The sequence below is a fragment of the Pseudomonas sp. BB438 genome (assembly GCF_057180225.1).
The window spans coordinates 752,243-777,264 of the sequence record NZ_CM170001.1 but is presented as its reverse complement, the minus strand read 5'-3'; the positions used below and the strand labels follow the sequence as shown (position 1 = coordinate 777,264).

The following is a 25,022-nucleotide window of genomic DNA, read 5'->3' as shown; positions in this document are numbered from 1 at the left end:
ATCTCAGTCCAGGCGCACGAGCTTGGGTTGGCCAAGGTTGGCCACGCGGATGCTGTCCTGCATCCGGCTTGCTTCATCCTGCGTTCCGATCGGCCCCAGGCGCACCCGGTACAAGGTCTGCTGGTTGACCACGACCGAGCTGATAAAGGATTTCGCCCCCGTCAGGCCGCCGACCTTCTCCTTGAGAAGCTCCGCAGCGTCCGGGTTGGCGAAGGCACCCACCTGGAGATACAGGCCATCGGCTGGTAATGAAGCGTTTTTTTTTGAGTCGATCTGGACTGGCGCCACAGGCGCAGCGTGCTGTGCTGCGGGCGGGGTGTAGGTCTCGATGGGCTGGGCCATGGCAACCGCCTGCGGCTGTGCGGCGGCAGGCTGCGAGGCCATCTTCGGCAACGCCATGATCATCGGTGGCTGCTTGCCCTGGGCGGCCCACCAGCGATCAGGGTCGATTCCCTCGACCTTGACGTGGGCGGTGCCAGTCTCGGCATAGCCGAGCTTCTTGGCGGCGGCGAAGGACAGGTCGATCACCCGGTCGGAGTAGAACGGGCCGCGGTCGTTGACGCGGACGATGACGCTCTTGCCGTTGTCCAGGTTGGTCACGCGCACGTAGCTGGGCAGCGGCAGGGTCTTGTGCGCGGCGGTCATGCCGTACAGGTCGTACTGCTCGCCGTTGGCGGTCGCCTGGCCATGGAACTTGGTGCCGTACCAGGAGGCGGTGCCAACCACGCTATAGGTGTTCGCGTTGTTGAGCGGGTAGTAGGTCTTGCCCAGTACGGTGTAGGGGTTGTTCTTGAACGGCCCGTTGTGCGGCATCGGCACGGCATCGGGGATGCGCGAGACATCCACGTCCCACCAGGGCGCGCCGTCACGGTGCGGACGGTTGTAGTCATACGGGCCGGAAATGCCGCTGTTGGCGACCGGTTGCTGCTGGGGCGCGCGGTTGCCGGTACAGCTGGCGAGGAACACGGTGCTCAGGCCAACGCAGGCGGCCAGCGACCAGAGGCCGGGACGTGCGATTCGCTTGCTCAATGGACACCTCGCGCCTTGGCGATCTCGCCGGCCAGCTGATGGACCGCCATGGCGTACATGGCGCTGCGGTTGTAACGGGTGATCACGTAGAAGTTCGGCAGGCCGACCCAGTATTCGGTGCCTTCGGCACCTTCCAGACGCATGGCGGTGACCATCAGGTCGTCGCGAATCACGTCATGGGTACGCCAGCCCCGGGAGCGTAGCTGACCGAGGTTCATCTGCGGGTCGAGGCCCTGGGTGAGCGCGTCTTCGGCGGTGGACGTGCCGATGTCCGCCTGCGACACCACCGGCTCGCCGGTGTGCCACCCGTGCTGCTTGAAGTAGTTGGCGACACTGCCGATGGCATCGGTGGGGTCGCTCCAGATATTGATGTGGCCGTCGCCGTCGAAATCCACGGCATAGGCGCGGAAACTGCTCGGCATGAACTGTGGCAGACCCATGGCGCCAGCGTAGGAGCCGGTCAGGCTGAGCGGGTCGACCTGCTGTTCGCGGGCCAGCAGCAGGAATTGCTTGAGTTCCTTGCGGAAGAAATCAGCGCGCGGCGGGTAGTCGAAGCCCAGGGTGGAGAGCGCGTCCATCACCTTGAAGTTGCCGGTATTGCGGCCGAAGAAGGTCTCGACGCCAATGATGGCGACGATGTACTGGGCCGGCACGCCGTATTCCTGCTCGGCGCGGGCCAGGGCCTCGGCGTTCTGGTTCCAGAAATCCACACCGCGGTTGATGCGCGCGTCGGTGACAAAGATCGGGCGGTATTCCTTCCAGGTCTTAACGCGCTCGGCCGGGCGGGAAATGGCATCGAGGATGGATTGCTTGCGCTCCACGTCGTGGAAGAGGCCCATGAGCTGTTCGCCGGCGAAGCCGTAGTCACGGGTCATCTCGCTGACGAACTCGGCCACCTGGGGCGAACCATCGTAGTCGCCCGCGCCAGCGGCACCGGACATGCCGATCGCCCCCGCGATTCCGACCCAATGCACCCCCCTGGCAGCCCAGGCGCGCAGTACTTGCATTCCTTTCTTCACTCTTGTCATCAAACCTGGGCGATCCACTTCCGATGGGTGTGGATCGACATCAAAACGCCGAACCCTGACATCAGGGTCACCAGCGAAGTTCCGCCGTAACTAATGAACGGCAGCGGTACCCCCACCACTGGCAACAATCCGCTGACCATACCAATGTTGACGAACACATACACGAAGAAGGTCATCGTGATGCTGCCGGCGAGCAACTTGCCGAACAGCGTCTGGGCCTGAGCGGTGATCACCAGCCCCCGGTAGATCACCAGCAGGTACAGCACCAGCAGGAGGCACACCCCGACCAGGCCGAACTCTTCGCCGAGCACGGCAATGATAAAGTCCGTGTGGCTTTCGGGCAAAAAATCCAGATGGGACTGCGTACCCAGCAGCCAGCCCTTGCCGAAGACGCCGCCCGAGCCGATGGCCGCTTTTGACTGGATGATGTTCCAGCCGGTGCCCAGCGGATCGCTTTCCGGATCGAGGAAGGTCAGCACGCGCTGCTTCTGGTAGTCGTGCATGACGAAATACCACATGCCCACGGCGACCGGCACCGCAGCCGACACGGCCATGATGATCCAGCGCCAGCGCAGGCCGCCGACGAACAGCACGAAAGACCCGGAGGCCAGCACCAGCATGGCGGTGCCCAGGTCCGGCTGCTTGAGGATCAGCACGAAGGGCACCACGATCAGCGCCAGGCCCACCACGCTGTGCTTGAAGCCGGGCGGCAGCGCGCGCTTGGACAGGTACCAGGCGATGGTCATGGGCATCAGCAGCTTCATGAACTCCGCCGGCTGGAAGCGGATCACCCCGGGAATGTTGATCCAGCGGGTCGCCCCCATCGCGTTGTGCCCCATCACGTCCACCACCACCAGCAGCGCGACGCCGATCAGGTAGCCCAGCGGTACCCAGCGGGCGAGGAAGCGCGGTTCGATCTGCGCCAGCACGAACATCGCGCCCAGGCCCAGGCCGAACGAGGAGGCCTGCTTGATCAACAGATCCCAGCTCTTGCCGCTGGCGGAGTAGAGGACGAACAGGCCGACCGAACCGAGGGTCACCAGCAGCAGCAGGAGCAGGCCGTCGATATGCAGGCGCTGCAACAGGCTGGAGCGCCGCTTCATGACGTCTTCGCTGGACAGCGTGCGGTCGAAGTTTCCGTTCATGGTCATGGTTTGGGCGCCTCCGCCGTAGTCTGCGGTGCGTATTCGGGCTTGAGCTTGCCGGTTTCGTCGAGCAACCAGGCATCGGTCACGGCCTTGAGCACCGGGGCCGCGACGCCGGAGCCGGACTCGCCGTTCTCGACCATCACCGCGACGGCGATCTGCGGGTTGTCCGCCGGCGCGAAGCCGACGAACAGGGCATGGTCGCGGTGGCGTTCAAGCAGCTTGGAACGGTTGTACTTCTCGCCTTGCTTGATCGCAACGACCTGCGCGGTACCGGACTTGCCGGCGATCCGGTAGACGGACGTGGCGCCGACCTTGTGAGCGGTACCGCGAGGGCCGTGGACCACCTGCTGCATGCCGTTGTCCACCAGACTCCAGTTGTTCGGGTCCTTGAGCGTGATGTCCGGCATCGGGTCCTCGTCGACTGGCGGTTTGCCGTCGATGGTCTTGGCCAGGTGCGGGCGGATCCACTTGCCCCGGTTGGCGATCAGCGCGGTCATCTGCGCCAGTTGCAGCGGCGTGGCCTGCATGTAGCCCTGGCCAATACCCAGGATCAGGGTTTCCCCGGGGAACCAGGCCTGCCGGCGCAGCGCGCGCTTCCACTGGCGCGACGGCATCAGGCCTTCGGCCTCGCCGAACATGTCCAGGGCGACGCGCTGGCCGAAGCCGAATTCGCTCATGTAGTCATGCAGGCGGTCGATGCCCAGCTTATGGGCGAGGTCGTAGAAGTAGGTATCGTTGGAGCGCATGATCGCGGTTTCCAGGTTCACCCAGCCGTCGCCCATGCGGTTCCAGTTGCGGTACTTGTGGTCGTAGTTCGGCAACTGGTAGTAGCCGGGGTCGAACACGCGGCTGGCAGGGGTCACGACGCCAGCATCGAGGCCCGCGATGGCCACAGCGGGCTTCACCGTCGAGCCCGGCGGGTACAGGCCGCGCAACACGCGGTTGTACAGCGGGCGGTCCTCGGAGTCGCGCAGCGCCGCGTAGTCCTTGAAGCTGATGCCGGTGACGAACAGGTTGGGGTCATAGGCGGGCTGGCTGACCATCGCCAGCACTTCACCAGTAGACGGCTGGATCGCCACGATGGCGCCACGACGGCCGGCGAGTGCGGTTTCGGCGGCAGCCTGTAATTTGCTGTCGATGCTCAGCACGATATCGCGGCCGGAGACCGGCTCGGTTCGCTTGAGCACGCGCAGGACGCGGCCGCGGGCGTTGGTCTCGACTTCCTCGTAACCCACGGTGCCGTGCAGCGCATCCTCGTAGAACTTCTCCACGCCGGTCTTGCCGATGTGGTGGGTGCCGGAATAGGCCACCGGGTCGAGCTTCTTCAGTTCCGCCTCGTTGATGCGCCCGACATAGCCGACCGAATGGGCGAAGTGCTCGCCCAGCGGGTAATGACGGACGAACTGCGCGGCCACGTCGACGCCGTTCAGGCGGTACTGGTTCACCGCGATGCGGGCGATCTGCTCCTCGGACAGCTCGAACATGATCGGCACCGGCTCGAACGGCCGGCGGCCCTGCTTCATGCGCTTCTCGAAGATCGCCTTGTCTTCCTCGGTGAGGCCGAGGATGTCCACCAGCGTCTTGAGCGTGTCCTGCAGGTTCTCGGTGCGCTCGCGAGTGATGGTCAGGCTGAAGCTGGGACGGTTGTCGGCGATGATCACCCCGTTGCGGTCGAAGATCAGCCCGCGATTGGGCGGAATCGGCTGCACGTGGACGCGGTTGTTCTCCGACAGCGTCGAGTGATAGTCGTACTGCGTCACCTGCAGGTGATACATGCGCGCCACCAGCACCAGGGCGAGCAGGAAGATCGCCACCCCGCCGACGATGACGCGGGCGCGGACCAGGCGGGCATCCTTCTCGTGGTCCTTGAGCTGTATCGGCTGCGGCATCGAAAACGGCTACGACTACTTGTGGTAGGGGTGCCCGGACAGGACCGTCCAGGCGCGGTAGATCTGCTCGCCGACCAGGATTCGCACCAGCGGGTGCGGCAGGGTCAGCGGCGACAGCGACCAGCGCTGCTCGCTGCGCGCACAGACCTCCGGCGCCAGGCCTTCCGGCCCGCCGACCATGAGGTTGACGGTACGCGCGTCCAGGCGCCAGCGATCGAGTTCCTGCGCCAGCTGGGGCGTGCTCCAGGGCTTGCCTTCGACTTCCAGGGTGACGATGCGTTCCCCGGGCTGGACCTTGCTCAGCATGGCCTCGCCTTCCTGGCGGATCAGCCGCGCCACGTCGGCATTCTTGCCACGCGTGTTCAGCGGGATTTCCACCAGTTCCAGGGACAGCTCCGAGGGCAGGCGCTTGACGTACTCCGCCCAGCCCTCTTCCACCCAGCGCGGCATGCGCGAGCCGACCGCGATCAGACGCAGACGCACGGCAGGCTTACTCGGCGCTGTGCGAAGCGCGGCTCTGCTCAGCGCCCTGCCACAGGCGCTCCAGGTCGTAGAACTGGCGGGTAGCCGGCTGCATGACGTGGACCACGACGTTGGCAAGGTCGATCAGGACCCACTCGCCGCCTTCCTGGCCTTCGCTGCCGATCGGGCGCACGCCCTGTTCCTTGACCTTTTCCAGGACGTTGTCGGCCAGCGACTTGACCTGACGGCTGGACGCGCCGGTGGCGATGACCATGGCGTCGGTGATGCTGGTTTTCTCGCGCACGTCGATGACGACGATGTCCTGCGCCTTGAGATCTTCCAGAGCGGCGATGGCCAGCTCGACCAGTTGTTCGGTTTGCATTGAATGACTCTCTAGCTTGATCAGTGAGACGCCTGGTACAGGCCGTGCGCCTCGATATAGTTCAATACCGCGTCCGGCACCAGGTAGCGCACCGAGCGCCCCTGCGACAGGAGTTGGCGGATCTGGGTGGCGGATACGGCCAGTGGCGTCTGCCAGACGAAGGTGATCTGTCCAGCGGGGCCGGTCATCGCCTTCGGGTCGGCAACACTGCGCGCCGCCAGCAGGTCGCGCAGGTCTTCCGGCGGCTCGCTGTCGGCATCCGGGCGCTGCAGCACGACGATATGACAGTGCTCCAGCAACTCTTCCCAGCGATGCCAGGTCGGCAGGCCGCAGAATGCGTCCCAGCCGACCAGCAGGAACAACTGGTCCTGCTCATCCAGCTCCCCACGCAGCGACTCCAGGGTGTCGATGGTGTAGGAGGGTTTGTCACGCTTCAGCTCGCGGTCATCGACCACCAGCGGGGTCACGCCGGCTACTGCCAGCTCGACCATCGCCAGCCGCTGCTCCGGTTTCACCTGGGGGGTGTCGCGGTGCGGCGGGCGGAAGTTGGGTATCAGGCGCAATTCATCGAACTCGAACTGCTCGGCCATCTCCAGCGCACTGCGCAGGTGGCCGATGTGCACCGGGTCGAAGGTGCCACCGAACAGACCGACCCGACGGGAACGCGCCTTGTTCATCAAGTCCGCACGTGTCCGTCGCCGAACACCACGTACTTCTCGCTGGTCAGGCCTTCCAGACCGACCGGGCCACGGGCGTGCAGCTTGTCGGTGGAAATGCCGATCTCCGCGCCCAGGCCGTACTCGAAGCCATCGGCGAAGCGGGTCGAGGCGTTCACCATGACCGAGGCCGAGTCCACTTCGGTGAGGAAGCGGCGGGCGTCGGTGAAGTTCTCGGTGATGATCGCGTCGGTGTGCTGCGAGCCGTAGGTGTTGATGTGCTCGATGGCCGCGTCGAGGCTGTCGACGATGCGGATCGACAGGATCGGTGCGTTGTATTCGGTGCGCCAGTCTTCCTCGGTGGCTTCCAGCACGTCGGCGCCCAGCAGTGCGCGGGTGGCGGCGTCGCCGCGCAGCTCCACGCCCTTGTCACGGTAGATGGCGGCCAGCGGCGGCAGCACGCGGTCGGCGATGCCGGCGTGGACCAGCAGCGTCTCCATGGCGTTGCACGGCGCGTAACGGTGGGTCTTGGCGTTGTCGGCGACACGGATCGCCTTGTCCAGGTCGGCAGCAACGTCGATGTAGACGTGGCAGATGCCATCCAGGTGCTTGATCACCGGCACCTTGGCATCCCGGCTGATGCGCTCGATCAGGCCCTTGCCGCCGCGCGGAACGATGACGTCCACGTACTCGGGCAAGGTGATCAGCGCGCCGACGGCAGCGCGGTCGGTGGTTTCCACCACCTGCACGACGCTGGCCGGCAGGCCGGCTTCGGCCAGGCCGGTCTGAATGCACGCGGCGATCGCCTGATTGGAGTGGATCGCCTCGGAACCACCCCGCAGGATGGTCGCATTGCCCGACTTCAGGCACAGGCTGGCGGCGTCGATGGTCACGTTCGGACGGGATTCGTAGATGATCCCCACCACGCCCAGGGGCACGCGCATCTTGCCCAGCTGGATACCGGACGGCACGTAGCGCATGTCGCGGATTTCACCGATGGGGTCCGGCAGCGAAGCAACCTGGCGCAGGCCCTCGATCATGTCATCGATGCGCGCCGGGGTCAGGGCCAGGCGATCGAGCATGGCTGGCTCCAGACCGTTGGCACGGCCATTGGCCAGGTCCTGTTCGTTGGCTTCGGTCAGCTGGGCGCGAGCAGCGTCCAGCGCATCGGCTGCGGCCAGCAGGGCTTTGTTCTTCTGCGCGGTCGTGGCGCGCGCGATAACGCGCGATGCTTCACGGGCGGCGCGGCCCAGGCGGCTCATATAGTCGAGAACGGACTCGGTCATGATCTAACGCGTCTGCGTGAGGGAAATGCGCGAGTATAGCGGGAGCGCCCCCTCAGCGGCCAGCCACAGCAGCCGGCCGGTCAGCAGCGCGCTTCGCGTAACGCCCCTCCCCGCCATCCACCGCCCGTCGGTTACATCCAGCGCTCCCGAGCCCTCCCTGCCGCCCGAAGGTTGGGTAAACAAATTCGTATCCGATGTTTACCTTGCAAGCATGGCTTATTGCCCCCGCAGGACTCGCATTGCCAGGGAGGCACGCCAGGGAAGAACAACAAGAGGCGGTCCACCGCCGGAGAACTGCCATGCGCTATCGCACCGATTACAGCGCCCAGTCCCTGACCGCCGCCCCGGCGGTGCTGGAACTGGACGGTTGGCAACTGCACTATCAGGCCTTCTCCTCGCACGAGGAAGACACCCGCCCGCCGGTCCTGTTGCTGGGCGGCGCCTTCCAGAGTTTCCGCTCCTTCGCCAGTGAAGTCTCGGAGCTGCTCGCCGGGCACCCGGTGATCCTGCTCGACCTGCCCAGCCAGGGCGGCAACCTGCAACTGGCGCCGCAGCTGAGCCTGGAAGACCTGGCCGACCTGATCGCCGCCTTCGCCGAAACCCTGCAGCTGCCGCCGCTGATGCCCATCGGGCTGTCCTACGGCTCGGCACTGGCCGCGCTGTTCGCCGCCCGCCACCCGGCTCGCTGCGGCCGCCTGCTGCTGGCCGGCATCACCGCCTTCGGCCGCCCCGGCGCCCGTGCCCTGCTGGTGGAAGCCCTGGCGCGCCTGGAGCTGGGCGAGCAGACACCCTTCGCCCATGGCGTGCTGACCGGCCTGATCAACCCGCTGCGCCTGGCCGATACCGGCGTATCTCCGGTCTTCCGCAAGGCCTTGCTGCGCCAGTTGCAACGCCTGACCCCAGCGGAAATCGAGCGCTACCGGCAGAACAGCCAGCGCCTGCTGGCGTTCGGCGGCTTCGACCGTCACCCGCAATGCCCGACGCTGGTGCTGGCCGGTGAGTACGACCACTTCACCCAGCCCTGGGAGCACGCCGAGTTCGCCCACGCCTGTGCCGATGCCGAGTTCGCGCTGATCCACAACGCCGACCACCTGGCCCAGTTCGAACGCCGCGATGCCTGCGCGCGCCTGTACACCCCCTTCCTGCGCGGCGAGCCGTTGCCGCGCAGCGCCGCTGGCAGCACGCGCTTCCAGCGCCAGCAGCTGTTGCACCTGGAGCGCCGCTTCGAACCGCGCCTGGCGCCCAGCGACACCCGCGCCGTGCTGCGCAATGGCGAAGGCGGCGAGTGGCACTGCGAACTGACGGAGCTGGGGTATCTCGGCGGACTGATTCACGTCGACCTGCCGAGCGATCGACCGTCGCGCGGCTGGAAACTGACTGCCGCCGGCCTGCCGGAGCTGGATATTCTGCCGCTGCGCTACATGGGCGACGGCCTGGCCTTCATCTTCGCCCACGGCGACCCGCAGGCCAGCGCGGCCCTGGCGGCGATGGTGGTGCCGATGCAGCAGGGGGCGTGTGCGGCGTGAGACACCCAGGCGCATGACCAGCGACGGTCATGCGCTCTATACCCGCGCCTCGATCACCCTCACCAGACTCGGCATCCGCCCCCTCGGCAGCCCAAGCCCCACTCCATCCACCTGTGGATTGAGCACGCCCACCCGGCCAAACCCGCAGCCGCTGAACGCCTGCTCGATCTCGCCGGCATTGCGGTAGTGCAGCGGATAGCCGCCGCGGGTCAGCCGGCCGATCAGCCCGACACCCCAGCGGATCTGCCGGTAGCGCGGGTGTTCGCGCAGGTCGGGGTAGAGCTCGGTCAGGTAGGTCGCTTCCGGGAATACCCGCAGGGCGGAGGCCAGCCGGCGCCAGAAGCCCTCGATGACGGGGCGCTGGAAGTAGTTCACCAGCCCCTCGGTGATCACTGCCACGGGACGGTCCGGGTCCAGTTCGGAGAGCAGCGCAGCCAGGCTCTGTTCACCCTGTTCGGCGAGGATATCCACCGCCCGCACGCGGTGCTTGCCATCCAGCCAGCCCTGCTCCTGCAGCAGCGCGGACTTGCGCGCAGCCATGGGCGGCAGGTCGGCCTCGAGATAGGTCAGCTGGGGATAGCGCTCGCGGAAGCGTCGGCCACGGGGCGACAGCCCGCAGGCAATCTCCACCACCTGGGTGACCCCCCTCCGCTCGATGGCCTGGGTCAGCCGGGCATCGATCAGCAGATGACGTTGTAACAGGAAGTCTTCGATGTTCAGCCCGAAACCGATCCGCGCGCCCCAGTTGATCGGCGCCACACAGCCGTGCACCCAGCGGCCGAACGCGGTGGCGAAGGCCGGATCAGCCAGTTGGTGGCGATACCAGACGTAACCGGTGTAGTGCGCGCTGGGGGTGATGTGGGCGCTGTCGGCCCGGGTGCGTTCAGCCATGCTTAAGCATCTTGTTGTTATGATTCGCCAGCCTAAGACCGGCCCGAGAACCGCGACAATCCGATGCCCGCCGAACCCAACCTAAGTTTGCCCTGGCCCGATGCGAACCCGCTGCCGGACGCCTTCTTCAACCGCGACGCCCTGACCGTCGCCCGCGAACTGCTGGGCAAGGTGATCCGCCACCGCGTCGGCGACCTGTGGCTGTCCGCGCGGATCATCGAGACCGAGGCCTATTACCTGGCGGAAAAAGGCAGCCATGCCTCGCTGGGCTACACCGAGAAGCGCAAGGCACTGTTCCTCGATGGCGGGCACATCTACATGTATTACGCCCGCGGCGGCGACTCGCTGAACTTCAGCGCCGGCGGCGCCGGCAACGCGGTGCTGATCAAGTCCGGCCATCCCTGGCTCGACCGCGTCTCCGGCGATGCCGCCCTGGCCTGCATGCGCCAGCTCAACCCGGCGGCCGACGGCAGCGAACGCGCGCTGGGCAAGCTGTGCTCGGGCCAGACCCTGCTCTGCCGCTCGCTGGGCCTGAAGGTGCCCGACTGGGACGCCCAGCGCTTCGACCCGCAGCGCCTGTTCGTCGACGATATCGGTGAGACGCCCTCGCACGTCATCCAGGCCGCGCGCCTGGGTATTCCCCACGGCCGCGACGAACACCTGCAGTACCGCTTCGTCGATGCCGCCTTTGCCAGCTTCTGCACGCGCAACCCCCTGCGCCGCGGGCAGGTCGAAGGCCATGACTACCACCTGCTCGGACCCCAGGACAACTCCCACCGATGATCGATCTCGCCGCCTTCAACGCCTGGATGGCGACCCATCCGCAATGGCTCGCCCTGGTCCTGTTCCTGGTTGCCTTCCTCGAATGCGCTGCCGTCATCGGCATCATCCTGCCCGGCGTGGTGATGCTCTTCGCCATCGCCGTGCTGGCCGGCAGCGGCGCCCTTGGCCTCGGGGAAACCCTGGCACTGGCGTTCTTCGGCGGGTTGCTGGGCGACCTGTCGTCCTACTGGATCGGCCGCCACTTCCACCAGGACATTCGCCGTCTGCCGGTGCTGCGTCACCACCCGGAGTGGATGGCCGCCGCCGAGGGGTTCTTCCACCGCTACGGCGTCGCCAGCCTGCTGGTGGGCCGTTTCATCGGCGCGCTGCGGCCCTTCCTGCCGATGATCGCCGGCATGCTCGACATGCCCTTCGGGCGCTTCCTGGCAGTGTCGATCGTGGCCGCGGCTGGCTGGTCCATCGCCTACCTGGTGCCCGGCTGGGCGACCGGCGCCGCCATGCGCCTGCCGCTGCCCGAGGGTTTCTGGGCAGAGGCCGGGGTGGTCGCCGCCTGTATCGCCATCGTCTTCGCGCTGATCATCCATGCCGAACTGCGCAAGGAACGCAACGCCCCGCTGATCGGCGCCATCGGCTGCTTCGCGCTGCTGATCGGCATGCTGATCGGCTGGCCGCACCTCGATGCCCTCGACAAGGGCTTGATGGCGCTGGTACAGGAGCACCGTCACGCTTGGCTGGACGACGTGATGGTGGCCGTCACCCGGGTCGGTGATTTCCGCACCCAGTTCATCGCCGGCGCCCTGCTGGCCGCGTTGCTTGCCGCCCTGCGGCTGTGGCGCCATGCGATCTTCGCCGCCGGCACCATGGTCGGCACCGCGCTGCTCAATACCATCCTCAAGCACCTGTTCAGCCGCGCCCGCCCGGAAGTGATCGCCGACCCGCTGTCCGCCTTCAGCATGCCCAGCGGCCACAGCTCGGCGTCCTTCGCCTTCTTCCTGGTGCTCGGCGTGCTGGCCAGCCGGGAGAAGTCCCCGCGCGTGCGCCTGGCCTGGATGCTGCTGGCGGTGATTCCCGCCGCCAGCATTGCGATGTCCCGCGTCTACCTGGGCGCGCACTGGCCCAGCGACATCATCGCCGGCGCCCTGCTCGGCGCCTCGGTGTGCGCCGCCAGCCTGTGGATAAGTCAGCGCCGCAGCGAGTTGCCGCCCCTGGCGCCGCGCATCTGGTGGAGCCTGCTGCCGACTGCCATGGTGCTGCTGGCAGTGGCGAGCGCCTGGGGCCTGCACGCAGCAATCCACCGCTACACGCCGCTCTGACACGGTTTCAGGCCCAGGGGCGCTCGCGCATCAGCTCGGCGCAGCGCAACTGGACGAACTCGCGCAGTTGCGTCACCGCCCGGCTGAGCTGGGCGCGGTGGGTGCAGAACAGGTTCATCGGCGTGGCTTCGCCCAGGTAGTCCGCCAACGCCACTTCCAGCCGGCCGGCGCGCACGTCGGCCGCCACGTCCAGCCAGGACTTATAGACCAGCCCCTGCCCCGCCACGGCCCAGCGCCGCACCACATCGGCATCGTCGCACAGGCGATCGCCGCGCACCGTCACCTCGTGCTGCTTGCGGCTGTCGCTGAAACGCCAGCGCTCGTGGGCACGTCCTCCCAGCATGTAGAGCAGGCAGTTGTGCCGCTGCAGTTCGTCCGGGTGGGTCGGTTTGCCATGCCGCGCGAAGTACTCCGGCGCAGCGCAGAGCACGCGACGGTTGTCCGGAGCCAGCGGCAGCGCTACCAGGTTCGAATCGCCTGGCAGGCCAAGGCGGAAAGCCACGTCCACCGGCTGCCGGTAGAGATCGGCCTGGCGATCGCTGATCAGTAGGCGCAGGTTCATCCGCGGGTGCAGCGTCTGGAACTCGTCGAGCCAGGGCAGCAGCACATTACGCCCGAAGTCCGACGGCGCTGAGACCTGGAAGTTGCCAGCGATCTCGCTCTTGCCGCCCGCCAGCAACTGGCGGCCGTCATCCAGGCTCTGCAGCGCGGCGCGGGCGTGGGCCAGGTACAGCTCGCCCTCGGCGGTCAGGCGCAGGCTGCGGGTGGAACGGGCGAACAGGCGCACATCCAGCTCGCTTTCCAAGCGCTTGAGCGCCGCGCTGGCCACCGCCGGCGACAGCTCCAGCTCTCGGGCGGCCGCCGAGAGACTGCCGCGCTCGGCAGTGCGGACAAAGATCTGCAGGTCGTCGAAACGCAGCATTTTCAAAAATCCTTTGAAAGAGACTCTCTACTTACGCGGTTTTTCTTCCGGGCGAAAGCGAGCAGCATGCCCTCACCTACCCCGCCCCAGTGGAGATACACGGATGAGCCTGACCCTGATCGCCATCATTCGCGCCAAGCCCGGCCGCGCCGACAGCCTGCAGGAGCGCCTGCACGGCATGCTCGCGCCGTCCCGTGCCGAAACCGGCTGCCTGCAGTACGACCTGCACCGCGATATCAACGACGCCGAGCTGATCTACATGATCGAGCAGTGGCGCGACGAGGAAGCCCTGGCCGAGCACGAGGCCAGCCCGCACTTCCAGGCCTTCGTGAAGGCCGCGGAACCTGACCTCGCGGAACTCGATATCCGCCTGATGAACCGCATCGACTGATCGTCTCAACCGAATAGGAATTCCCATGAAAGCCATCGGCTATACCCAGAGCCTGCCCAGCAGCGACGCCAACGCCCTGCTCGACATCCAGCTGCCCGATCCCACGCCCGACCCCCGCGACTTGCTGGTGGAGGTCCGCGCCATCTCCGTCAACCCGGTGGACACCAAGGTGCGCCAGCGCGCCCAGCCTGCAGAAGGCCAGTACAAGGTGCTCGGCTGGGATGCCGCCGGCGTGGTCCGCGCGGTGGGCAGCGAGGTCAGCCTGTTCAAGCCGGGCGACAAGGTCTGGTACGCCGGCGACCTGACCCGCCCCGGCAGCAATGCCGAACTGCAGCTGGTGGACGAGCGCATCGTCGGTCCGATGCCGCAGAGCCTGGACTTCGCCCACGCCGCCGCCCTGCCGCTGACCACCATCACCGCCTGGGAACTGCTGTTCGACCGCCTGCAGGTGGCCGAGGGCTCGGCCAGCGCTGGCCAGAGTCTGCTGATCGTCGGCGCCGCTGGCGGCGTCGGCTCGATCCTCACCCAGCTGGCGCGCCAGCTCACCGGCATGACCGTGATCGGCACCGCGTCGCGCCCGGAAACCCAGGAGTGGGTGCGCAATCTCGGCGCGCACCACGTGATCGATCATCGCAAGCCGCTCAGCGAAGAACTCAAGCGCATCGGCGTCGGCGAAGTCACCCACGTGGCCAGCCTCAACCAGACCGAGGAACACCTCGCCGAGATCGTCGCCAGCCTCCGCCCGCAGGGCCGCCTGGCACTGATCGACGACCCGGAGAACCTCGACGTGCGCCTGCTCAAGCAGAAGAGCCTGTCCCTGCACTGGGAGTTCATGTACACCCGCTCGATGTTCCAGACCGACGACATGATCGAGCAGCACAAGCTGCTGCAGCGCGTGGCCGGGCTGATCGACAGCGGCGTACTGAAGACCACCCTCGGCGAGCACTTCGGCAGGATCGACGCCGCCAACCTGCGCCGCGCCCATGCGCTGCTGGAAAGCAACACGGCGAAGGGAAAGATCGTGCTGGAAGGGTTCTGATCGAGACGGCAGCCGGCCTGGCTTTATGCAGACCTTGGCGAAACCGCTCCCTGTAGGAGCGCCCCATGGGCGCGATCGCGGGCATGGCCCGCCCCTACAGGGCATTCGGTGTGCAGCTTGCTCGCGAACCCCGTCCGGTTCAGTTGCCCGGCTTCGCGCCGGCCAGCAGTTGGCAGAGCTTCTCGGTGGCCGAAAGCATCGCGAAGCTCGGCTTCTCCAGGTTACGGTCCGGCACCACCCAGAGCTGCCTCAGCCGCGTGGCGCTGAGTTGCGGCATGCCGGCCCAGCCGTGCAGTTGGTCTTCGCTGGCCGCCAGGATCACCTGAGGATCACGCGCCAGCACGGCCTCCTGACCGACCTGCGGCGCCGGCAGGTCGAGATCGGCAAACAGGTTTCGCCCCCCGCAGACCTCCAGCGCCTCACTGATGATCTGCCTTCCGCCCACGGTGTACAGCGGGCGGTCCCACACCTGGTAGAACACCCGCAGCGGCTGCCCGCGCCGATACTGCGCGCGCAGCTGCGCCATCCGCGCGTCGAAGGTTTCCGCCAGTTCACGCCCCTTCTGCGCCTGCCCCAGGCGCTCGCCCAACTCACGGAACTGCCGGGAGATATCCTCCAGACGGTGCGGATCTGCCAAATAGACAGGAATGCCGACAGCCTTCAGGCGCTGCAGTTGCGCGTCAGGCACCGCGCCGGGCCAAACCAGCAGCAGGTCGGGCTGCAGGGCGAGAATCTGTTCGAGGTTGACCTGGCCGTAGCGGCCGACGGACGGCAGGCCGCTCAGCGATTCCGGACGCGGCCCGCCATCGAGCACGCCGGCCAGACGGTCGGCAGCTCCCAGTTCGAGGACCATGTCCGTCAGCGAGGGCGCCAGGCTGACCACCCGCTGCGCCGCCGCGACGGGCAGACCGGCGAGCAGCAGGAGCAGGCAGAGGAAGCGGCGCATCAAGCCAGTTGGCGCGGCAGGCGATACAGCCAGAGGATGACCAGGCTGGCGAAGCCCAGCAGCAGGACCGGCACGCCGTGCAGGTCGACCAGCACCGCCAGGGCGCCGATCCAGGCCGGCAGGCTGCCGACCAGTGCTCCACGACGCTGCGCAGCGCCCAACGCCTGCCAGGCAATGGGCTCATCCGCACTGTCGCGGGCCTTGCCGGTGGCGATCAGCGCATGCTTGTAGCGGCGGAACAGCGGCAGGGTGAGGAACATCGACAGCAGGCCGACGACAAATACCGGCGTGGCCAGCGACTCCGGCCCGGGTGCATCGGCCACCAGCGCCAGCATCAGGTGCTGCGGCGCCAGCGCGAGCGCCAGCAACAGCCACCCGATCAGATTCAGCCGGCGCCGGGCGGCGGCGCGATTCACGAAGCGGATGCCTCGGCCTCGGCTTCACCCTGATGCATGTTGCCGAGCATGTGACCCAGCTTCCCTGCCTTGGTCTGCAGGTAGCGCTTGTTATGCGGGTTCAGGCCCTTCTGCAGCGGCACACGCTCGGCGACGGTCAGGCCGTAGCCTTCCAGTGCCTTCACCTTGCGCGGGTTGTTGGTCATCAGCTTCAGCGAGCAGACGCCCAGATGCTTGAGCATGGGCAGGCACATGGCGTAGTCACGCTGGTCGGCGCCAAAACCCAGGGCCAGGTTGGCCTCCACGGTATCCGCACCTTCGTCCTGCAGGGCGTAGGCGCGAATCTTGTTGAGCAGGCCGATGCCACGGCCTTCCTGACGCAGGTACAGCAGGACGCCGCGACCTTCCTTGGCGATGGCCGACAACGCGCCCTCGAGCTGGAAACCGCAGTCGCAACGCAGGCTGAACAGCGCATCACCGGTGAGGCACTCGGAATGTAGACGCCCCAGCACCGGCTGGCCGTCGTCGAGCGTACCCATGGTCAAGGCGACGTGTTCCTTGCCAGTTTCCTCGTCGAGGAAGCCATGCATGGTGAATTCGCCGAAGGGAGTGGGCAGCTTGGAGGCGGCGACGAAAACGACAGACACCGGAAACTCCTGAAAGATTTATCTAAGGAAGGAGGACCGGGATTGTAACAGCTGCACCGGCCGCACCGTCATTGCGAATTCTGCAAGATAAGCATCGATGCTGTTGATAGAAGCCGCGGGCTTACTGCTTGGCCTGGATATACATGACGCCCTGGTCTTCCCGCCAGCCGACACGGTTGAGGTAGCTCATGCCGAGCAGGATGTCGGTAGGGAAGTCACCCTCGAGGACCACCGCCTCGACGCCCAGCACCTCCACGCCGCCGAGCTTGACGCTGTTGAGGGTCACTCGCCAGCCCTTGGCGGTGCCGCTGGCGGTGGACGCCATCATCGGCGTACCACTGGCACGGTAGTCGATGCCCAGCCGCCGGGCCTGCCCCTCGTTCATGGCCACCGAGGTGGCACCGGTGTCCACCAGGAACTGCGCGTTCTGGTTGTTGATGGTGCCGGCCACCCAGTAATGGCCGCCGGTGCCGCGGGCGATGCTCATTTCGGTGCGTGCGGACGGGGTGGCGTAGCCGGCCGTGTTGTACTCGCGGCTCAACTCATAGGTCTGCTCGACGCCCCCCACGCGCAACACCGCCTTGTGGCTGTCGGCGCTGACCACCTGCACGCCCTCCGGACCGGTCTGGCCAACCCTCACCAGCTTGCGCTGGCCGTCGATGCTGAGCACCGCAGCGCCAGGGAACAGCCCCACCACCTGTACCTGCGGCGCGGCCAGAGCGGCAAAGGAACAGAGAGACAGGCAGATCAGGGCGGGCAGGCGCATGACGATCACTCCTTGGGCGGCAGCAGGGGTTTGAGCGGGGCGTAGGGCCAGTGCCAGCGGGCGAAGATGCGCTCCAGCTCGCCACTGCGGTAGAGCGCCTGCATGCGCGAATCATAGAGTTTCGCCAGTGCCTGCCCACGGTCATTGTTGGCGAAGCCAAGATACAGCGGAATCGCGCCGACATCGGTGATGCGGTAGACGCTGGCGTTGACGCCCTTGGCCTCGATCATTTCTTCCAGCTCGGGGCGAGCGTCGATGAAATAGTCGATGCGATGGCCGTCGAGCATGGGGAGCGCCGAGCTGCGCCGCTGCAGTTCGTTGCGCTGCTTGAGATGATCCAGGTAGCGGTCGAAGGCGTAACCGCGCATCCAGGCCAGGCGGTAGCCGTCGAGTGCGACCAGTGTGGGAGCCGGCGAGGTCCTGAGACCCAGCGCACCGATGGGATCGACGTCATAGGGCCAGTGCGGGTAGATGATCTGCTCGATCTCGTTGCGATAGGAGCCCACCCAGGCATCCGCCTCGCCACGCTGCACCAGCCCGACCGAACGTACATACGGCTCGCTGCGCAGGCTCAGGCGCACGCCTTCGGGTTCGTAGATGGCCCGCAGCAGGTCCCAGGCCAGGCCACGACCGTCCGCCTGGGTGTAGTTGACCCAGACCTCGCTGACGACGCGGATCTCCCCCGGCAGCCCGGCAGGCGCCTCAGCGGTCTTGTCGGCCGCCTGAGCCGACGACACGGATATCACCGGCAGCCAGCACAGGCAGAGGAGCAGGCACAGCAGTCGGCGCATCGATCATCCTCAGATCAGCCAGTGGGCCCAACCCCATGTCAGGCCCTGCATGACCAGCCAGGCAAAGACGCCGGCCAGCACGTCATCCAGCATGATGCCCACGCCGCCATGGACGTTGCGGTCGATCCAGCTGATCGGCCAGGGTTTGCAGATATCGACGATGCGGAACACCACGAATCCGACCAGCAGCCACCACCAGCCTTCCGGCACCAGCCAGAGGGTGATCCACATGCCGACCATTTCATCCCAGACGATCCCCTCGTGGTCATGCACGCGCAGGTCGTCGGCAACCTTGCCGCACAGCCAGAAGCCGAACAGCATGGTGATGCCCAGCATCAGCCAGTAACCCCAGTCCGGCAGCATCTGCCAGAGTGGTATGAAGGGTAGCGCAACGAGCGAACCCCAGGTGCCCGGCGCCTTGGGCAGGGTGCCCGAGCCGAAGCCGAAGGCCAGGAAGTGCCACGGATTGCGCCACACGGAATGGGGCACGGGTTGGGCCGGGGCCTGGTTGGGGTGTTCTGTCACGGTCACTCCATGAAATGCAGGTAGCCGCCCTGACGCGGCGTGATGTCGGCACCACTGCTATCGAGCACGCGCACACCCGAACCGGCTTCCACCCTACCGACCACGCGCAGGGCCGGCCAGTTCGCGGAAAGTGCCGGCAGATGCTCGCGAGGCAGGGTGAAGGCGAGTACGTAATCGTCGCCCGCGCCCAGCTTGAGCTGCAGCGCGCGCTCGGCCCCCACGAAGGCCTCAAGCGCAGGGCTCTCGGGCAGCCTGGCGGCCTCGACGATGAGCGCCACGCCGGAAGCACGGGCGATGTGCCCACAGTCGGCAAGCAGCCCGTCGGAAATATCCAGCGCCGCCGTGGCCTTGCCACGCAGCGCCCGGCCGAAGTCCAGCTGCGGCTGCGGCGACCAGTAGCGCGCCAGCAGGGGCTCGGCGACGGCCGGTTCGGCGGTCCGCTCGCCCAGCACCAGCGGCAACGCTCCGCCCGCCTCGCCCAGCGGACCGCCCACGCAGAGCAGGTCGCCCGGTCGTGCGCCGGCGCGGGTCAGCGCCTGTCCGGCAGGCACGCCGCCGAACACGGTGACGGTCATCGCCAGTGGACCACGGGTGGTATCACCACCAATCAGCGTCAGCGCGCATTCCTGCGCCTTCTGGTTCAAACCGCGAGCGAAACCCTCCAGCCAGGCGGGGTCAGCCTCGGGCAGGGTCAGGGCAAGGGTGAAACCAATGGGCGATGCGCCCATGGCCGCCAGGTCGCTGGCGGAGACTGCCAGTGCCCGCTGGCCGAGCAGGAAGGGGTCGCAGACAGTAGGAAAATGCACACCGACGACAAGCGTATCGGTGGAAATCGCCAGCTGTTCGCCGGCGTTTACAGCAAGAAGCGCGCAGTCATCGCCGATCCCCAATGCCACTGCCTCGCCGCCGGCCGCACAGGCGGCCGAGGCGAAGTAGCGACGGATCAGCTCGAACTCACCCATGCTCAGAACCGGTCCAGCCTCTGTAGCGAGAGGCCGTCAGCGGAGCGAAGAGCAGCGCAGGAACCGGAGTCTATGAACCATAAATGAGGATTCCGAGCAGCGCATGAGTTCCGATCACGGTCTCGCAGTAGGAGCATGGACAGGTTCTCAGCGCTTGGCGCCGCGCAGTTCCGCTGCCCGCAGGCGCGGAGCGAGCTTATCCAGCACGCCGTTGACGAACTTGTGTCCGTCGGTGGCGCCGAAGGTCTTGGCCAGTTCGATACCTTCGTTGATGACGACCTTGTACGGCACGTCCAGGCGATTGCGCAGCTCGTAGGTGGCCAGGCGCAGGATGGCCAGCTCCACCGGATCGATCTCTTCCAGCGCGCGGTCCAGGCAAGGGGTGAATTCCTCGTCCAGATCGGTCTTCAGGCGCGGCACGCCGTGCAGAATCTCGTGGAAGTAGGCGCCGTCGACATCGCTGAAATCGTTGTCGGTACGGAAGGTCGCCTCGATCTCGTTCAGCGGCTGGCCAGCAATCTGCCAGGAATACAGGGCCTGCACCGCGAGGCTGCGGGCCTTGCGACGCATCGCGATCTTGTTCGGCTTGGCGGGCTTTGCCGGCTTGTTGTCAGGCGTACCGCTGTCCTGGCTCACTTGGCCTCCAGCTGCGACAGCAGGCTCACCATTTCGAGGGCAGAGAGGGCAGCCTCGGCGCCCTTGTTGCCGGCCTTGGTGCCGGAGCGCTCGATGGCTTGTTCGATGGAGTCGACCGTCAGCACGCCAAAGGCGACCGGCACGCCGAACTGCAGGGAAACCTGCGCCAGACCCTTGGTGCACTCGCCAGCTACGTATTCGAAGTGCGGGGTGCCGCCGCGGATCACCGCGCCGAGGGCGATGATGGCGTCGAACTCGCCACGCTGGGCGACTTTCTGTGCAACCAGCGGGATTTCGAAGGCGCCCGGAGCGCGGATCACGGTGATGTCACTCTGGGCGACGCCATGGCGCACCAGCGCGTCGATGGCGCCTTCCACCAGGCTTTCCACCACGAAGCTGTTGAAGCGGCCAACCACCAGGGCGAAGCGGCCTTTGGGGGCGATGAAGGTACCTTCGATGGTCTTCAGGGTCATGGGCAAGTCTCGTCTGTTAAAGAGCCGGAGCGTCCAGCGACGCTCCGCAAATAAATAGGGTAGAAGAACGGCGCCGCCGTGCCAGGGCACGGCGGCGAGGTTCATTCGGGTAGTCCTGAGCGCGTCGCGAGCGCAAGTCGGGCAAGGCGGAAATCGCCGAAAAAGCGCAGTCTACCGTAGTAAATGAGCATTTTTAGGCGACTTCCAACGCAGCACGAGCAAGCGCCGCAGCGATCAGTGCTGTCCGTCAGCGGGCAGGTATTCTACTACCTCCAGGTCGAAGCCGGATATCGCATTGAAGCGCATCGGTGCCGACATCAGGCGCATCTTGCGAACACCCAGGTCGCGCAGGATCTGCGAGCCGGCACCCACGGTGCTGTAGGTGGTGGTCGGTTTCTGCACCGGGGCGGCGGGGTTGGTGATCTCCCGGACATGCGCCAGCAGATCGTCGCCGCCCACCTGGTGGCCCAGCAGCAGAACCACGCCGGAGCCGGCCTCGGCCACCTTGGCCATGGCCGCGCGCAGGCTCCAGCGGCCCGCCTGGTTGACCATCAGCAGGTCGCGCAGCGGGTCGGGATTGTGCACGCGCACCAGGGTCGGCTCTTCCGGGCAGACGTTGCCCAGGGTCAGCGCCAGGTGCACGTCGCCTTCCACGGAATCGCGGTAGGTGATCAGCTTGAACTGGCCGAGTTCGGTATCCAGCGGCTGCTCGGCGAGGCGCTCGACGGTGCGCTCGTGGATCAGGCGGTAGTGGATCAGGTCGGCGATGGTGCCGATCTTGATGCCGTGCTGCTGGGCGAACTCTTCCAGTTCCGGGCGACGGGCCATGGTGCCGTCGTCGTTCATGATCTCGCAGATCACGCCGGACGGCTCGAAGCCGGCCATGCGCGCCAGGTCACAGGCCGCTTCGGTGTGGCCGGCGCGAGCCAGCACGCCGCCGGGCTGCGACATCAGCGGGAAGATATGGCCGGGGCTGACGATGTCGGCGGCCACGGCGTTCTTCGCGGCGGCGGCCTGCACGGTGCGGGCGCGGTCAGCGGCGGAGATGCCGGTGGTGACGCCTTCGGCGGCCTCGATGGAGACGGTGAACTTGGTGCCGAAACCGGAACCGTTGCGCTGCACCATCAGCGGGATGCCGAGGCGCTCGCAGCGCTCGCGGGTCATCGGCATGCAGATCAGGCCACGGGCGAAGCGGGCCATGAAGTTGATGTCTTCGGTGCGGACACACTCGGAGGCGATGATCAGGTCGCCTTCGTTCTCGCGGTCTTCGTCATCCATGAGGATGACCATCTTGCCCTGACGCATGTCGTCGAGCAGTTCTTCAATGCTGTTGAGTGCCATACGGGGAAGAGCCTTATCAGTGTTTCATGAAGCCGTTTTCGGCCAGGAATGCTTCGGTGATGCCGCCAGCGCCGGCAGCGGGGTCCGCCGCCTTGTCGCCGAGCAGAAGACGCTCCAGGTAACGCGCCAGCAGGTCCACTTCGAGGTTGACCAGTCGACCACCGCGGTAGTCGGCCATGATGGTCTCCTGCACGGTATGCGGGACGATGGTCAGCTCGAACTCGGCGCCGCTGACCGCGTTCACCGTCAGGCTGGTGCCGTCCACGGTGATCGAGCCCTTGAGCGCGATGTACTTGGCCAGCTCGCGCGGGGCGCGCACCGTGAACTGGATGGCGCGGGCGTTTTCCTCGCGCTTGACGATCTCGCCGACGCCGTCGACGTGACCGCTGACCAGGTGACCGCCCAGACGCGTGGTCGGGGTCAGGGCCTTTTCCAGGTTCACCCGGCTGCCGATCTTCAGTTGTGCGAAGGCGGTACGCGCCAGGGTCTCGCGGCTGACGTCGGCCCAGAAGCCGTCGCCGGGCAGCTCGACCGCTGTCAGGCAGATGCCGTTGACCGCGATGCTGTCACCGAGCTTGACGTCGGCGAGGTCGAGCTTGCCGGTCTTCACGTAGAGGCGCACGTCACCGCCTTTCGGGGTGATGGATGCAATGGTGCCAATGGATTCGATTATGCCGGTGAACATGAGGCCTCCCGCACGGCAAAGGCCGCTGGCCGGCAAGGCCGCGAAGCCAACTGGGAAAGATGATGCATGTGGCGAACTCCTGTTTTGGTTAAAAACAGGGCGTCTCGATCGAAGGGATTTCACGGGCGCACACAGGCACGCCCCGATGGCTCATCCCGTTCTCTCTTCATCCGGACTATGACCGTCGGCCCCGGAATCACACCGGGTCTGCTGACCCTGACCATCCGGCAAACCGGTCTGGACAGGCGCTCGCGGGCTAGACGCATTGCGCGTCATTACCGCCGGTGGGGACTTTCACCCCGCCCTGAGAACGTCAATCGCGGTCGTTACAGCGTCGACCGCGTGTGGCGTTTTACCACAGGCCGGCGCAAGTCGGAAGCTTCCTATGGATCGCTCCGCGCCCGGCGACACGCCGGGGACGGTGGCGCCGCCGCGCCATTACAGCGGTCGGGCAGTGACCAGCCAGTCGTCTCCCACAGCGCGGAGGTCGACGATCTTCAGCTCGCGGGATTCGCTCATGCGCTCCAGCGGCAGCTCCAGCAACGGGCGCGCCGAGGAGCCGAGCAGCTTGGGCGCCATGAAGATGCTGTACTCGTCGACCAGGCCCAGGCGCGCAAAGGCTCCAGCCAGGCGGGGACCGGCTTCCACCAGCACCTCGTTGACGCCCCGGCGGCCGAGTTCGCTCAGCAGCGCCAGCAGGTCCACCTGGCCATCGAGGCCGGCGAGGTTCAGCAGTTCATGGCCAACCACGGCATAGTTCGGGTCGTCCTGGGTGCTCACCACCAATGCGGGGCCGGCCTGGAAGAAGGCGGCGCTCAGCGGCACGCGCAGGCGGCCGTCGATCAGCACACGCAGTGGCTGGCGCCGGGAGGCCAGCGCGGTCTGTTCAGCATCCAGGCCCAGTTCGTCCGGGCGCACCGTCAGGCGGGCGTCATCGGTCAGCACGGTATCGGCACCGGACAGCACCACGCTGGACTGCGCGCGCAGGCGCTGTACCGCGCGGCGCGCGGCGGGGCCGGTGATCCACTGGCTTTCACCACTGGCCATGGCCGTGCGGCCGTCCAGGCTCATCGCCAGCTTCACGCGGACGAACGGCAGGCCGGTCTCCATGCGTTTGAGGAAGCCCTGGTTCAGCGCTCGAGCCTCATTCTCCAGCACGCCGGAGCGCGTCTGGATGCCGGCTTCGGCGATGCGTTTCATGCCGCTGCCGGCGACCTGCGGGTTCGGGTCCTGCATGGCCGCGACCACACGGGCGAGGCCGGCAGCGATCAGCGCGTCGGCGCAGGGCGGCGTGCGGCCGAAGTGGCTGCAGGGCTCCAGGGTGACGTAGGCGGTAGCGCCACGGGCCTTGTCGCCGGCCTGGCGCAGGGCATGGACCTCCGCGTGGGGCTCGCCGGCGCGCACGTGCCAGCCCTCTCCCACCACCTCGCCCTCGCGGACGATGACGCAGCCCACGCGGGGGTTGGGATGGGTCGAGTACCAGCCCTTGCGCGCCAGTTCGATGGCACGGGCCATCCAGCGCTCATCCATGCCGTTCATTACTTCGACGGCTCGCGGGCCAGGCGCTCGATTTCCTCGCGGAATTCGTTGAGGTCCTGGAAGCGGCGGTAGACCGAGGCGAAGCGGATGTAGGCGACTTCATCGAGTTTCTGCAACTCGGCCATCACCAGTTCGCCGAGCACCCGTGACTTGATTTCGCGCTCGCCGGTGGCGCGCAGCTTGTGCTTGATATGCGCCAGCGCTTCCTCCAGCCGCTCGATGCTTACTGGACGCTTCTCCAGTGCGCGCTGCATGCCGGCACGCAGCTTGTCCTCGTCGAAGGGTTGGCGGCTGCCGTCCTGCTTGATCAGGCGCGGCATGACCAGCTCGGCGGTCTCGAAGGTGGTGAAACGCTCGCCGCAGGCCAGGCACTCGCGGCGCCGGCGAACCTGGTCGCCCTCGGCGACCAGGCGCGAATCGATGACTTTGGTGTCGTGGGCGCCGCAGAAAGGACAGTGCATGGCGAGTCTTGGGCTGTCTTGTAGGGGAAGAGGTTTAAGAGAGTCATGGTAGCGCATCGACTGTCCGAATAAACCCCGCTCCCCGCAGACAAGCGGCAGGCATTAGGCTA

At 66.6% G+C, this 25,022-nt stretch carries 28 protein-coding genes and 1 riboswitch; of the genes, 5 read left to right on the top strand and 23 right to left on the bottom strand.

From position 1 onward, the window contains the following. Window positions 1-3: 3 nt before the first annotated feature. Genes AC1ZV1_RS03790 through AC1ZV1_RS03755 form a run of 8 tightly spaced genes read right to left on the bottom strand, consistent with a single transcriptional unit; the run spans window position 4 to window position 7,880 of the window. Window positions 4-1,029: a septal ring lytic transglycosylase RlpA family protein gene (locus AC1ZV1_RS03790; protein WP_484295567.1), complete on the bottom strand. Its 1,026-nt coding sequence runs from the start codon at window positions 1,027-1,029 to the stop codon at window positions 4-6. Then, on the bottom strand, window positions 1,026-2,048 hold the full coding sequence (gene mltB / locus AC1ZV1_RS03785; protein WP_484295566.1) for a lytic murein transglycosylase B: 1,023 nt from the start codon (window positions 2,046-2,048) through the stop codon (window positions 1,026-1,028). Before mltB ends, AC1ZV1_RS03790 begins: the two co-directional genes overlap by 4 nt. Before the next feature lie 8 nt (window positions 2,049-2,056). After that, window positions 2,057-3,160: a rod shape-determining protein RodA gene (gene rodA / locus AC1ZV1_RS03780; RefSeq protein ID WP_416746467.1), complete on the bottom strand. Its 1,104-nt coding sequence runs from the start codon at window positions 3,158-3,160 to the stop codon at window positions 2,057-2,059. A 44-nt stretch (window positions 3,161-3,204) separates the two neighbouring features. Further along, window positions 3,205-5,094, bottom strand: a complete 1,890-nt coding sequence (gene mrdA / locus AC1ZV1_RS03775) for a penicillin-binding protein 2 (protein WP_484295565.1) — start codon at window positions 5,092-5,094, stop codon at window positions 3,205-3,207. Window positions 5,095-5,109: 15 nt separating this feature from the next. Next, window positions 5,110-5,577: a 23S rRNA (pseudouridine(1915)-N(3))-methyltransferase RlmH gene (gene rlmH / locus AC1ZV1_RS03770; RefSeq protein ID WP_015475414.1), complete on the bottom strand. Its 468-nt coding sequence runs from the start codon at window positions 5,575-5,577 to the stop codon at window positions 5,110-5,112. A 7-nt stretch (window positions 5,578-5,584) separates the two neighbouring features. Continuing rightward, on the bottom strand, window positions 5,585-5,938 hold the full coding sequence (gene rsfS / locus AC1ZV1_RS03765) for a ribosome silencing factor (RefSeq protein WP_138520096.1): 354 nt from the start codon (window positions 5,936-5,938) through the stop codon (window positions 5,585-5,587). A gap of 20 nt (window positions 5,939-5,958) precedes the next feature. Beyond that, complete coding sequence (nadD, locus tag AC1ZV1_RS03760) at window positions 5,959-6,615, bottom strand: nicotinate-nucleotide adenylyltransferase (RefSeq protein ID WP_045215141.1); 657 nt, start codon at window positions 6,613-6,615, stop codon at window positions 5,959-5,961. Next, entirely contained in the window at window positions 6,615-7,880 is a 1,266-nt protein-coding gene (locus tag AC1ZV1_RS03755) for a glutamate-5-semialdehyde dehydrogenase (protein WP_484295564.1), read from the bottom strand. Before AC1ZV1_RS03755 ends, nadD begins: the two co-directional genes overlap by 1 nt. 299 nt (window positions 7,881-8,179) lie before the next feature. Between AC1ZV1_RS03755 and AC1ZV1_RS03750 the strand changes: the two genes are divergently transcribed. Continuing rightward, the gene (locus AC1ZV1_RS03750; protein ID WP_484295563.1) at window positions 8,180-9,406 is read left to right on the top strand and encodes an alpha/beta fold hydrolase; all 1,227 of its coding nucleotides are present in this window, start codon (window positions 8,180-8,182) and stop codon (window positions 9,404-9,406) included. A gap of 36 nt (window positions 9,407-9,442) precedes the next feature. On the opposite strand, the gene AC1ZV1_RS03745 is transcribed toward AC1ZV1_RS03750, so the two are convergent. Continuing rightward, window positions 9,443-10,297 (bottom strand): class I SAM-dependent methyltransferase, encoded by an 855-nt coding sequence (locus tag AC1ZV1_RS03745; protein WP_484295562.1) that lies wholly within the window; start codon window positions 10,295-10,297, stop codon window positions 9,443-9,445. 63 nt (window positions 10,298-10,360) lie between these two features. On the opposite strand from AC1ZV1_RS03745, the gene AC1ZV1_RS03740 reads away from it, so the two are divergent. Both AC1ZV1_RS03740 and AC1ZV1_RS03735 read left to right on the top strand, forming a co-directional pair. Beyond that, window positions 10,361-11,080, top strand: coding sequence for a DNA-3-methyladenine glycosylase (locus AC1ZV1_RS03740; protein WP_484295561.1), 720 nt, complete (start codon window positions 10,361-10,363; stop codon window positions 11,078-11,080). Then, entirely contained in the window at window positions 11,077-12,393 is a 1,317-nt protein-coding gene (locus tag AC1ZV1_RS03735) for a bifunctional DedA family/phosphatase PAP2 family protein (RefSeq protein ID WP_484295560.1), read from the top strand. The genes AC1ZV1_RS03740 and AC1ZV1_RS03735 overlap by 4 nt, the downstream gene beginning before the upstream one ends. 7 nt (window positions 12,394-12,400) lie before the next feature. Here the strand turns inward: AC1ZV1_RS03735 and AC1ZV1_RS03730 are convergent, their stop codons facing one another. Then, entirely contained in the window at window positions 12,401-13,315 is a 915-nt protein-coding gene (locus AC1ZV1_RS03730) for a LysR family transcriptional regulator (protein WP_484295559.1), read from the bottom strand. A 103-nt stretch (window positions 13,316-13,418) separates the two neighbouring features. Here AC1ZV1_RS03730 and AC1ZV1_RS03725 point away from each other — a divergent pair, with 103 nt between their 5' ends. Beyond that, the gene (locus AC1ZV1_RS03725; RefSeq protein WP_484295558.1) at window positions 13,419-13,706 is read left to right on the top strand and encodes a putative quinol monooxygenase; all 288 of its coding nucleotides are present in this window, start codon (window positions 13,419-13,421) and stop codon (window positions 13,704-13,706) included. A gap of 25 nt (window positions 13,707-13,731) precedes the next feature. Further along, window positions 13,732-14,745 (top strand): zinc-binding alcohol dehydrogenase family protein, encoded by a 1,014-nt coding sequence (locus tag AC1ZV1_RS03720; protein WP_484295557.1) that lies wholly within the window; start codon window positions 13,732-13,734, stop codon window positions 14,743-14,745. 139 nt (window positions 14,746-14,884) lie between these two features. Here the strand turns inward: AC1ZV1_RS03720 and AC1ZV1_RS03715 are convergent, their stop codons facing one another. The 13 genes from AC1ZV1_RS03715 to nrdR all read right to left on the bottom strand — a co-directional run bounded on the left by AC1ZV1_RS03715 (window position 14,885) and on the right by nrdR (window position 24,912). Beyond that, window positions 14,885-15,691 carry a cobalamin-binding protein gene (locus tag AC1ZV1_RS03715; RefSeq protein WP_484295556.1) on the bottom strand — a complete coding sequence of 269 codons (807 nt, stop codon included), beginning with the start codon at window positions 15,689-15,691 and terminating at the stop codon, window positions 14,885-14,887. After that, complete coding sequence (locus tag AC1ZV1_RS03710) at window positions 15,691-16,107, bottom strand: MFS transporter (protein WP_484295555.1); 417 nt, start codon at window positions 16,105-16,107, stop codon at window positions 15,691-15,693. The genes AC1ZV1_RS03715 and AC1ZV1_RS03710 overlap by 1 nt, the downstream gene beginning before the upstream one ends. After that, complete coding sequence (gene ribA / locus AC1ZV1_RS03705) at window positions 16,104-16,733, bottom strand: GTP cyclohydrolase II (protein WP_484295554.1); 630 nt, start codon at window positions 16,731-16,733, stop codon at window positions 16,104-16,106. Before ribA ends, AC1ZV1_RS03710 begins: the two co-directional genes overlap by 4 nt. A gap of 121 nt (window positions 16,734-16,854) precedes the next feature. Continuing rightward, window positions 16,855-17,499, bottom strand: a complete 645-nt coding sequence (locus tag AC1ZV1_RS03700) for a retropepsin-like aspartic protease family protein (protein WP_484295553.1) — start codon at window positions 17,497-17,499, stop codon at window positions 16,855-16,857. 5 nt (window positions 17,500-17,504) lie between these two features. Further along, a complete protein-coding gene (locus AC1ZV1_RS03695; RefSeq protein WP_484295552.1) occupies window positions 17,505-18,290 on the bottom strand; it encodes a substrate-binding periplasmic protein in 786 nt (261 codons plus the stop codon). A 9-nt stretch (window positions 18,291-18,299) separates the two neighbouring features. Next, window positions 18,300-18,815: a phosphatidylglycerophosphatase A family protein gene (locus tag AC1ZV1_RS03690; protein WP_484295551.1), complete on the bottom strand. Its 516-nt coding sequence runs from the start codon at window positions 18,813-18,815 to the stop codon at window positions 18,300-18,302. Between the two features lie 2 nt (window positions 18,816-18,817). Then, entirely contained in the window at window positions 18,818-19,777 is a 960-nt protein-coding gene (gene thiL / locus AC1ZV1_RS03685) for a thiamine-phosphate kinase (RefSeq protein ID WP_484295550.1), read from the bottom strand. A 147-nt stretch (window positions 19,778-19,924) separates the two neighbouring features. Next, window positions 19,925-20,347 (bottom strand): transcription antitermination factor NusB, encoded by a 423-nt coding sequence (gene nusB, locus AC1ZV1_RS03680; protein WP_484297496.1) that lies wholly within the window; start codon window positions 20,345-20,347, stop codon window positions 19,925-19,927. 62 nt (window positions 20,348-20,409) lie between these two features. After that, complete coding sequence (gene ribH / locus AC1ZV1_RS03675; protein WP_015475395.1) at window positions 20,410-20,886, bottom strand: 6,7-dimethyl-8-ribityllumazine synthase; 477 nt, start codon at window positions 20,884-20,886, stop codon at window positions 20,410-20,412. Window positions 20,887-21,120: 234 nt separating this feature from the next. Further along, complete coding sequence (gene ribBA / locus AC1ZV1_RS03670; protein WP_484295549.1) at window positions 21,121-22,227, bottom strand: bifunctional 3,4-dihydroxy-2-butanone-4-phosphate synthase/GTP cyclohydrolase II; 1,107 nt, start codon at window positions 22,225-22,227, stop codon at window positions 21,121-21,123. Window positions 22,228-22,243: 16 nt separating this feature from the next. Beyond that, complete coding sequence (locus tag AC1ZV1_RS03665; protein WP_484295548.1) at window positions 22,244-22,912, bottom strand: riboflavin synthase; 669 nt, start codon at window positions 22,910-22,912, stop codon at window positions 22,244-22,246. A gap of 153 nt (window positions 22,913-23,065) precedes the next feature. After that, a riboswitch (FMN riboswitch) is annotated at window positions 23,066-23,228 on the bottom strand. Between the two features lie 122 nt (window positions 23,229-23,350). Continuing rightward, window positions 23,351-24,451: a bifunctional diaminohydroxyphosphoribosylaminopyrimidine deaminase/5-amino-6-(5-phosphoribosylamino)uracil reductase RibD gene (gene ribD, locus AC1ZV1_RS03660; RefSeq protein ID WP_484295547.1), complete on the bottom strand. Its 1,101-nt coding sequence runs from the start codon at window positions 24,449-24,451 to the stop codon at window positions 23,351-23,353. After that, window positions 24,451-24,912, bottom strand: a complete 462-nt coding sequence (gene nrdR / locus AC1ZV1_RS03655; RefSeq protein WP_484295546.1) for a transcriptional regulator NrdR — start codon at window positions 24,910-24,912, stop codon at window positions 24,451-24,453. The genes ribD and nrdR overlap by 1 nt, the downstream gene beginning before the upstream one ends. Between the last annotated feature and the right edge of the window lie 110 nt (window positions 24,913-25,022).

Coding starts and splice junctions, on each gene's coding strand:
- AC1ZV1_RS03730 (WP_484295559.1), bottom strand. CDS start 13,315: ATGCTGCGTTTCGACGACCTGCAGATCTTTGTCCGCACTGCCGAGCGC.
- AC1ZV1_RS03735 (WP_484295560.1), top strand. CDS start 11,077: ATGATCGATCTCGCCGCCTTCAACGCCTGGATGGCGACCCATCCGCAA.
- ribD (WP_484295547.1), bottom strand. CDS start 24,451: ATGAACGGCATGGATGAGCGCTGGATGGCCCGTGCCATCGAACTGGCG.
- AC1ZV1_RS03720 (WP_484295557.1), top strand. CDS start 13,732: ATGAAAGCCATCGGCTATACCCAGAGCCTGCCCAGCAGCGACGCCAAC.
- ribBA (WP_484295549.1), bottom strand. CDS start 22,227: ATGGCACTCAACAGCATTGAAGAACTGCTCGACGACATGCGTCAGGGC.
- thiL (WP_484295550.1), bottom strand. CDS start 19,777: ATGGGTGAGTTCGAGCTGATCCGTCGCTACTTCGCCTCGGCCGCCTGT.
- AC1ZV1_RS03715 (WP_484295556.1), bottom strand. CDS start 15,691: ATGCGCCGCTTCCTCTGCCTGCTCCTGCTGCTCGCCGGTCTGCCCGTC.
- mrdA (WP_484295565.1), bottom strand. CDS start 5,094: ATGCCGCAGCCGATACAGCTCAAGGACCACGAGAAGGATGCCCGCCTG.
- AC1ZV1_RS03725 (WP_484295558.1), top strand. CDS start 13,419: ATGAGCCTGACCCTGATCGCCATCATTCGCGCCAAGCCCGGCCGCGCC.
- AC1ZV1_RS03745 (WP_484295562.1), bottom strand. CDS start 10,297: ATGGCTGAACGCACCCGGGCCGACAGCGCCCACATCACCCCCAGCGCG.
- rodA (WP_416746467.1), bottom strand. CDS start 3,160: ATGAAGCGGCGCTCCAGCCTGTTGCAGCGCCTGCATATCGACGGCCTG.
- AC1ZV1_RS03755 (WP_484295564.1), bottom strand. CDS start 7,880: ATGACCGAGTCCGTTCTCGACTATATGAGCCGCCTGGGCCGCGCCGCC.
- AC1ZV1_RS03750 (WP_484295563.1), top strand. CDS start 8,180: ATGCGCTATCGCACCGATTACAGCGCCCAGTCCCTGACCGCCGCCCCG.
- rsfS (WP_138520096.1), bottom strand. CDS start 5,938: ATGCAAACCGAACAACTGGTCGAGCTGGCCATCGCCGCTCTGGAAGAT.
- AC1ZV1_RS03700 (WP_484295553.1), bottom strand. CDS start 17,499: ATGCGCCTGCCCGCCCTGATCTGCCTGTCTCTCTGTTCCTTTGCCGCT.
- nadD (WP_045215141.1), bottom strand. CDS start 6,615: ATGAACAAGGCGCGTTCCCGTCGGGTCGGTCTGTTCGGTGGCACCTTC.
- nrdR (WP_484295546.1), bottom strand. CDS start 24,912: ATGCACTGTCCTTTCTGCGGCGCCCACGACACCAAAGTCATCGATTCG.
- ribH (WP_015475395.1), bottom strand. CDS start 20,886: ATGACCCTGAAGACCATCGAAGGTACCTTCATCGCCCCCAAAGGCCGC.
- AC1ZV1_RS03665 (WP_484295548.1), bottom strand. CDS start 22,912: ATGTTCACCGGCATAATCGAATCCATTGGCACCATTGCATCCATCACC.
- AC1ZV1_RS03740 (WP_484295561.1), top strand. CDS start 10,361: ATGCCCGCCGAACCCAACCTAAGTTTGCCCTGGCCCGATGCGAACCCG.
- AC1ZV1_RS03695 (WP_484295552.1), bottom strand. CDS start 18,290: ATGCGCCGACTGCTGTGCCTGCTCCTCTGCCTGTGCTGGCTGCCGGTG.
- nusB (WP_484297496.1), bottom strand. CDS start 20,347: ATGCGTCGCAAGGCCCGCAGCCTCGCGGTGCAGGCCCTGTATTCCTGG.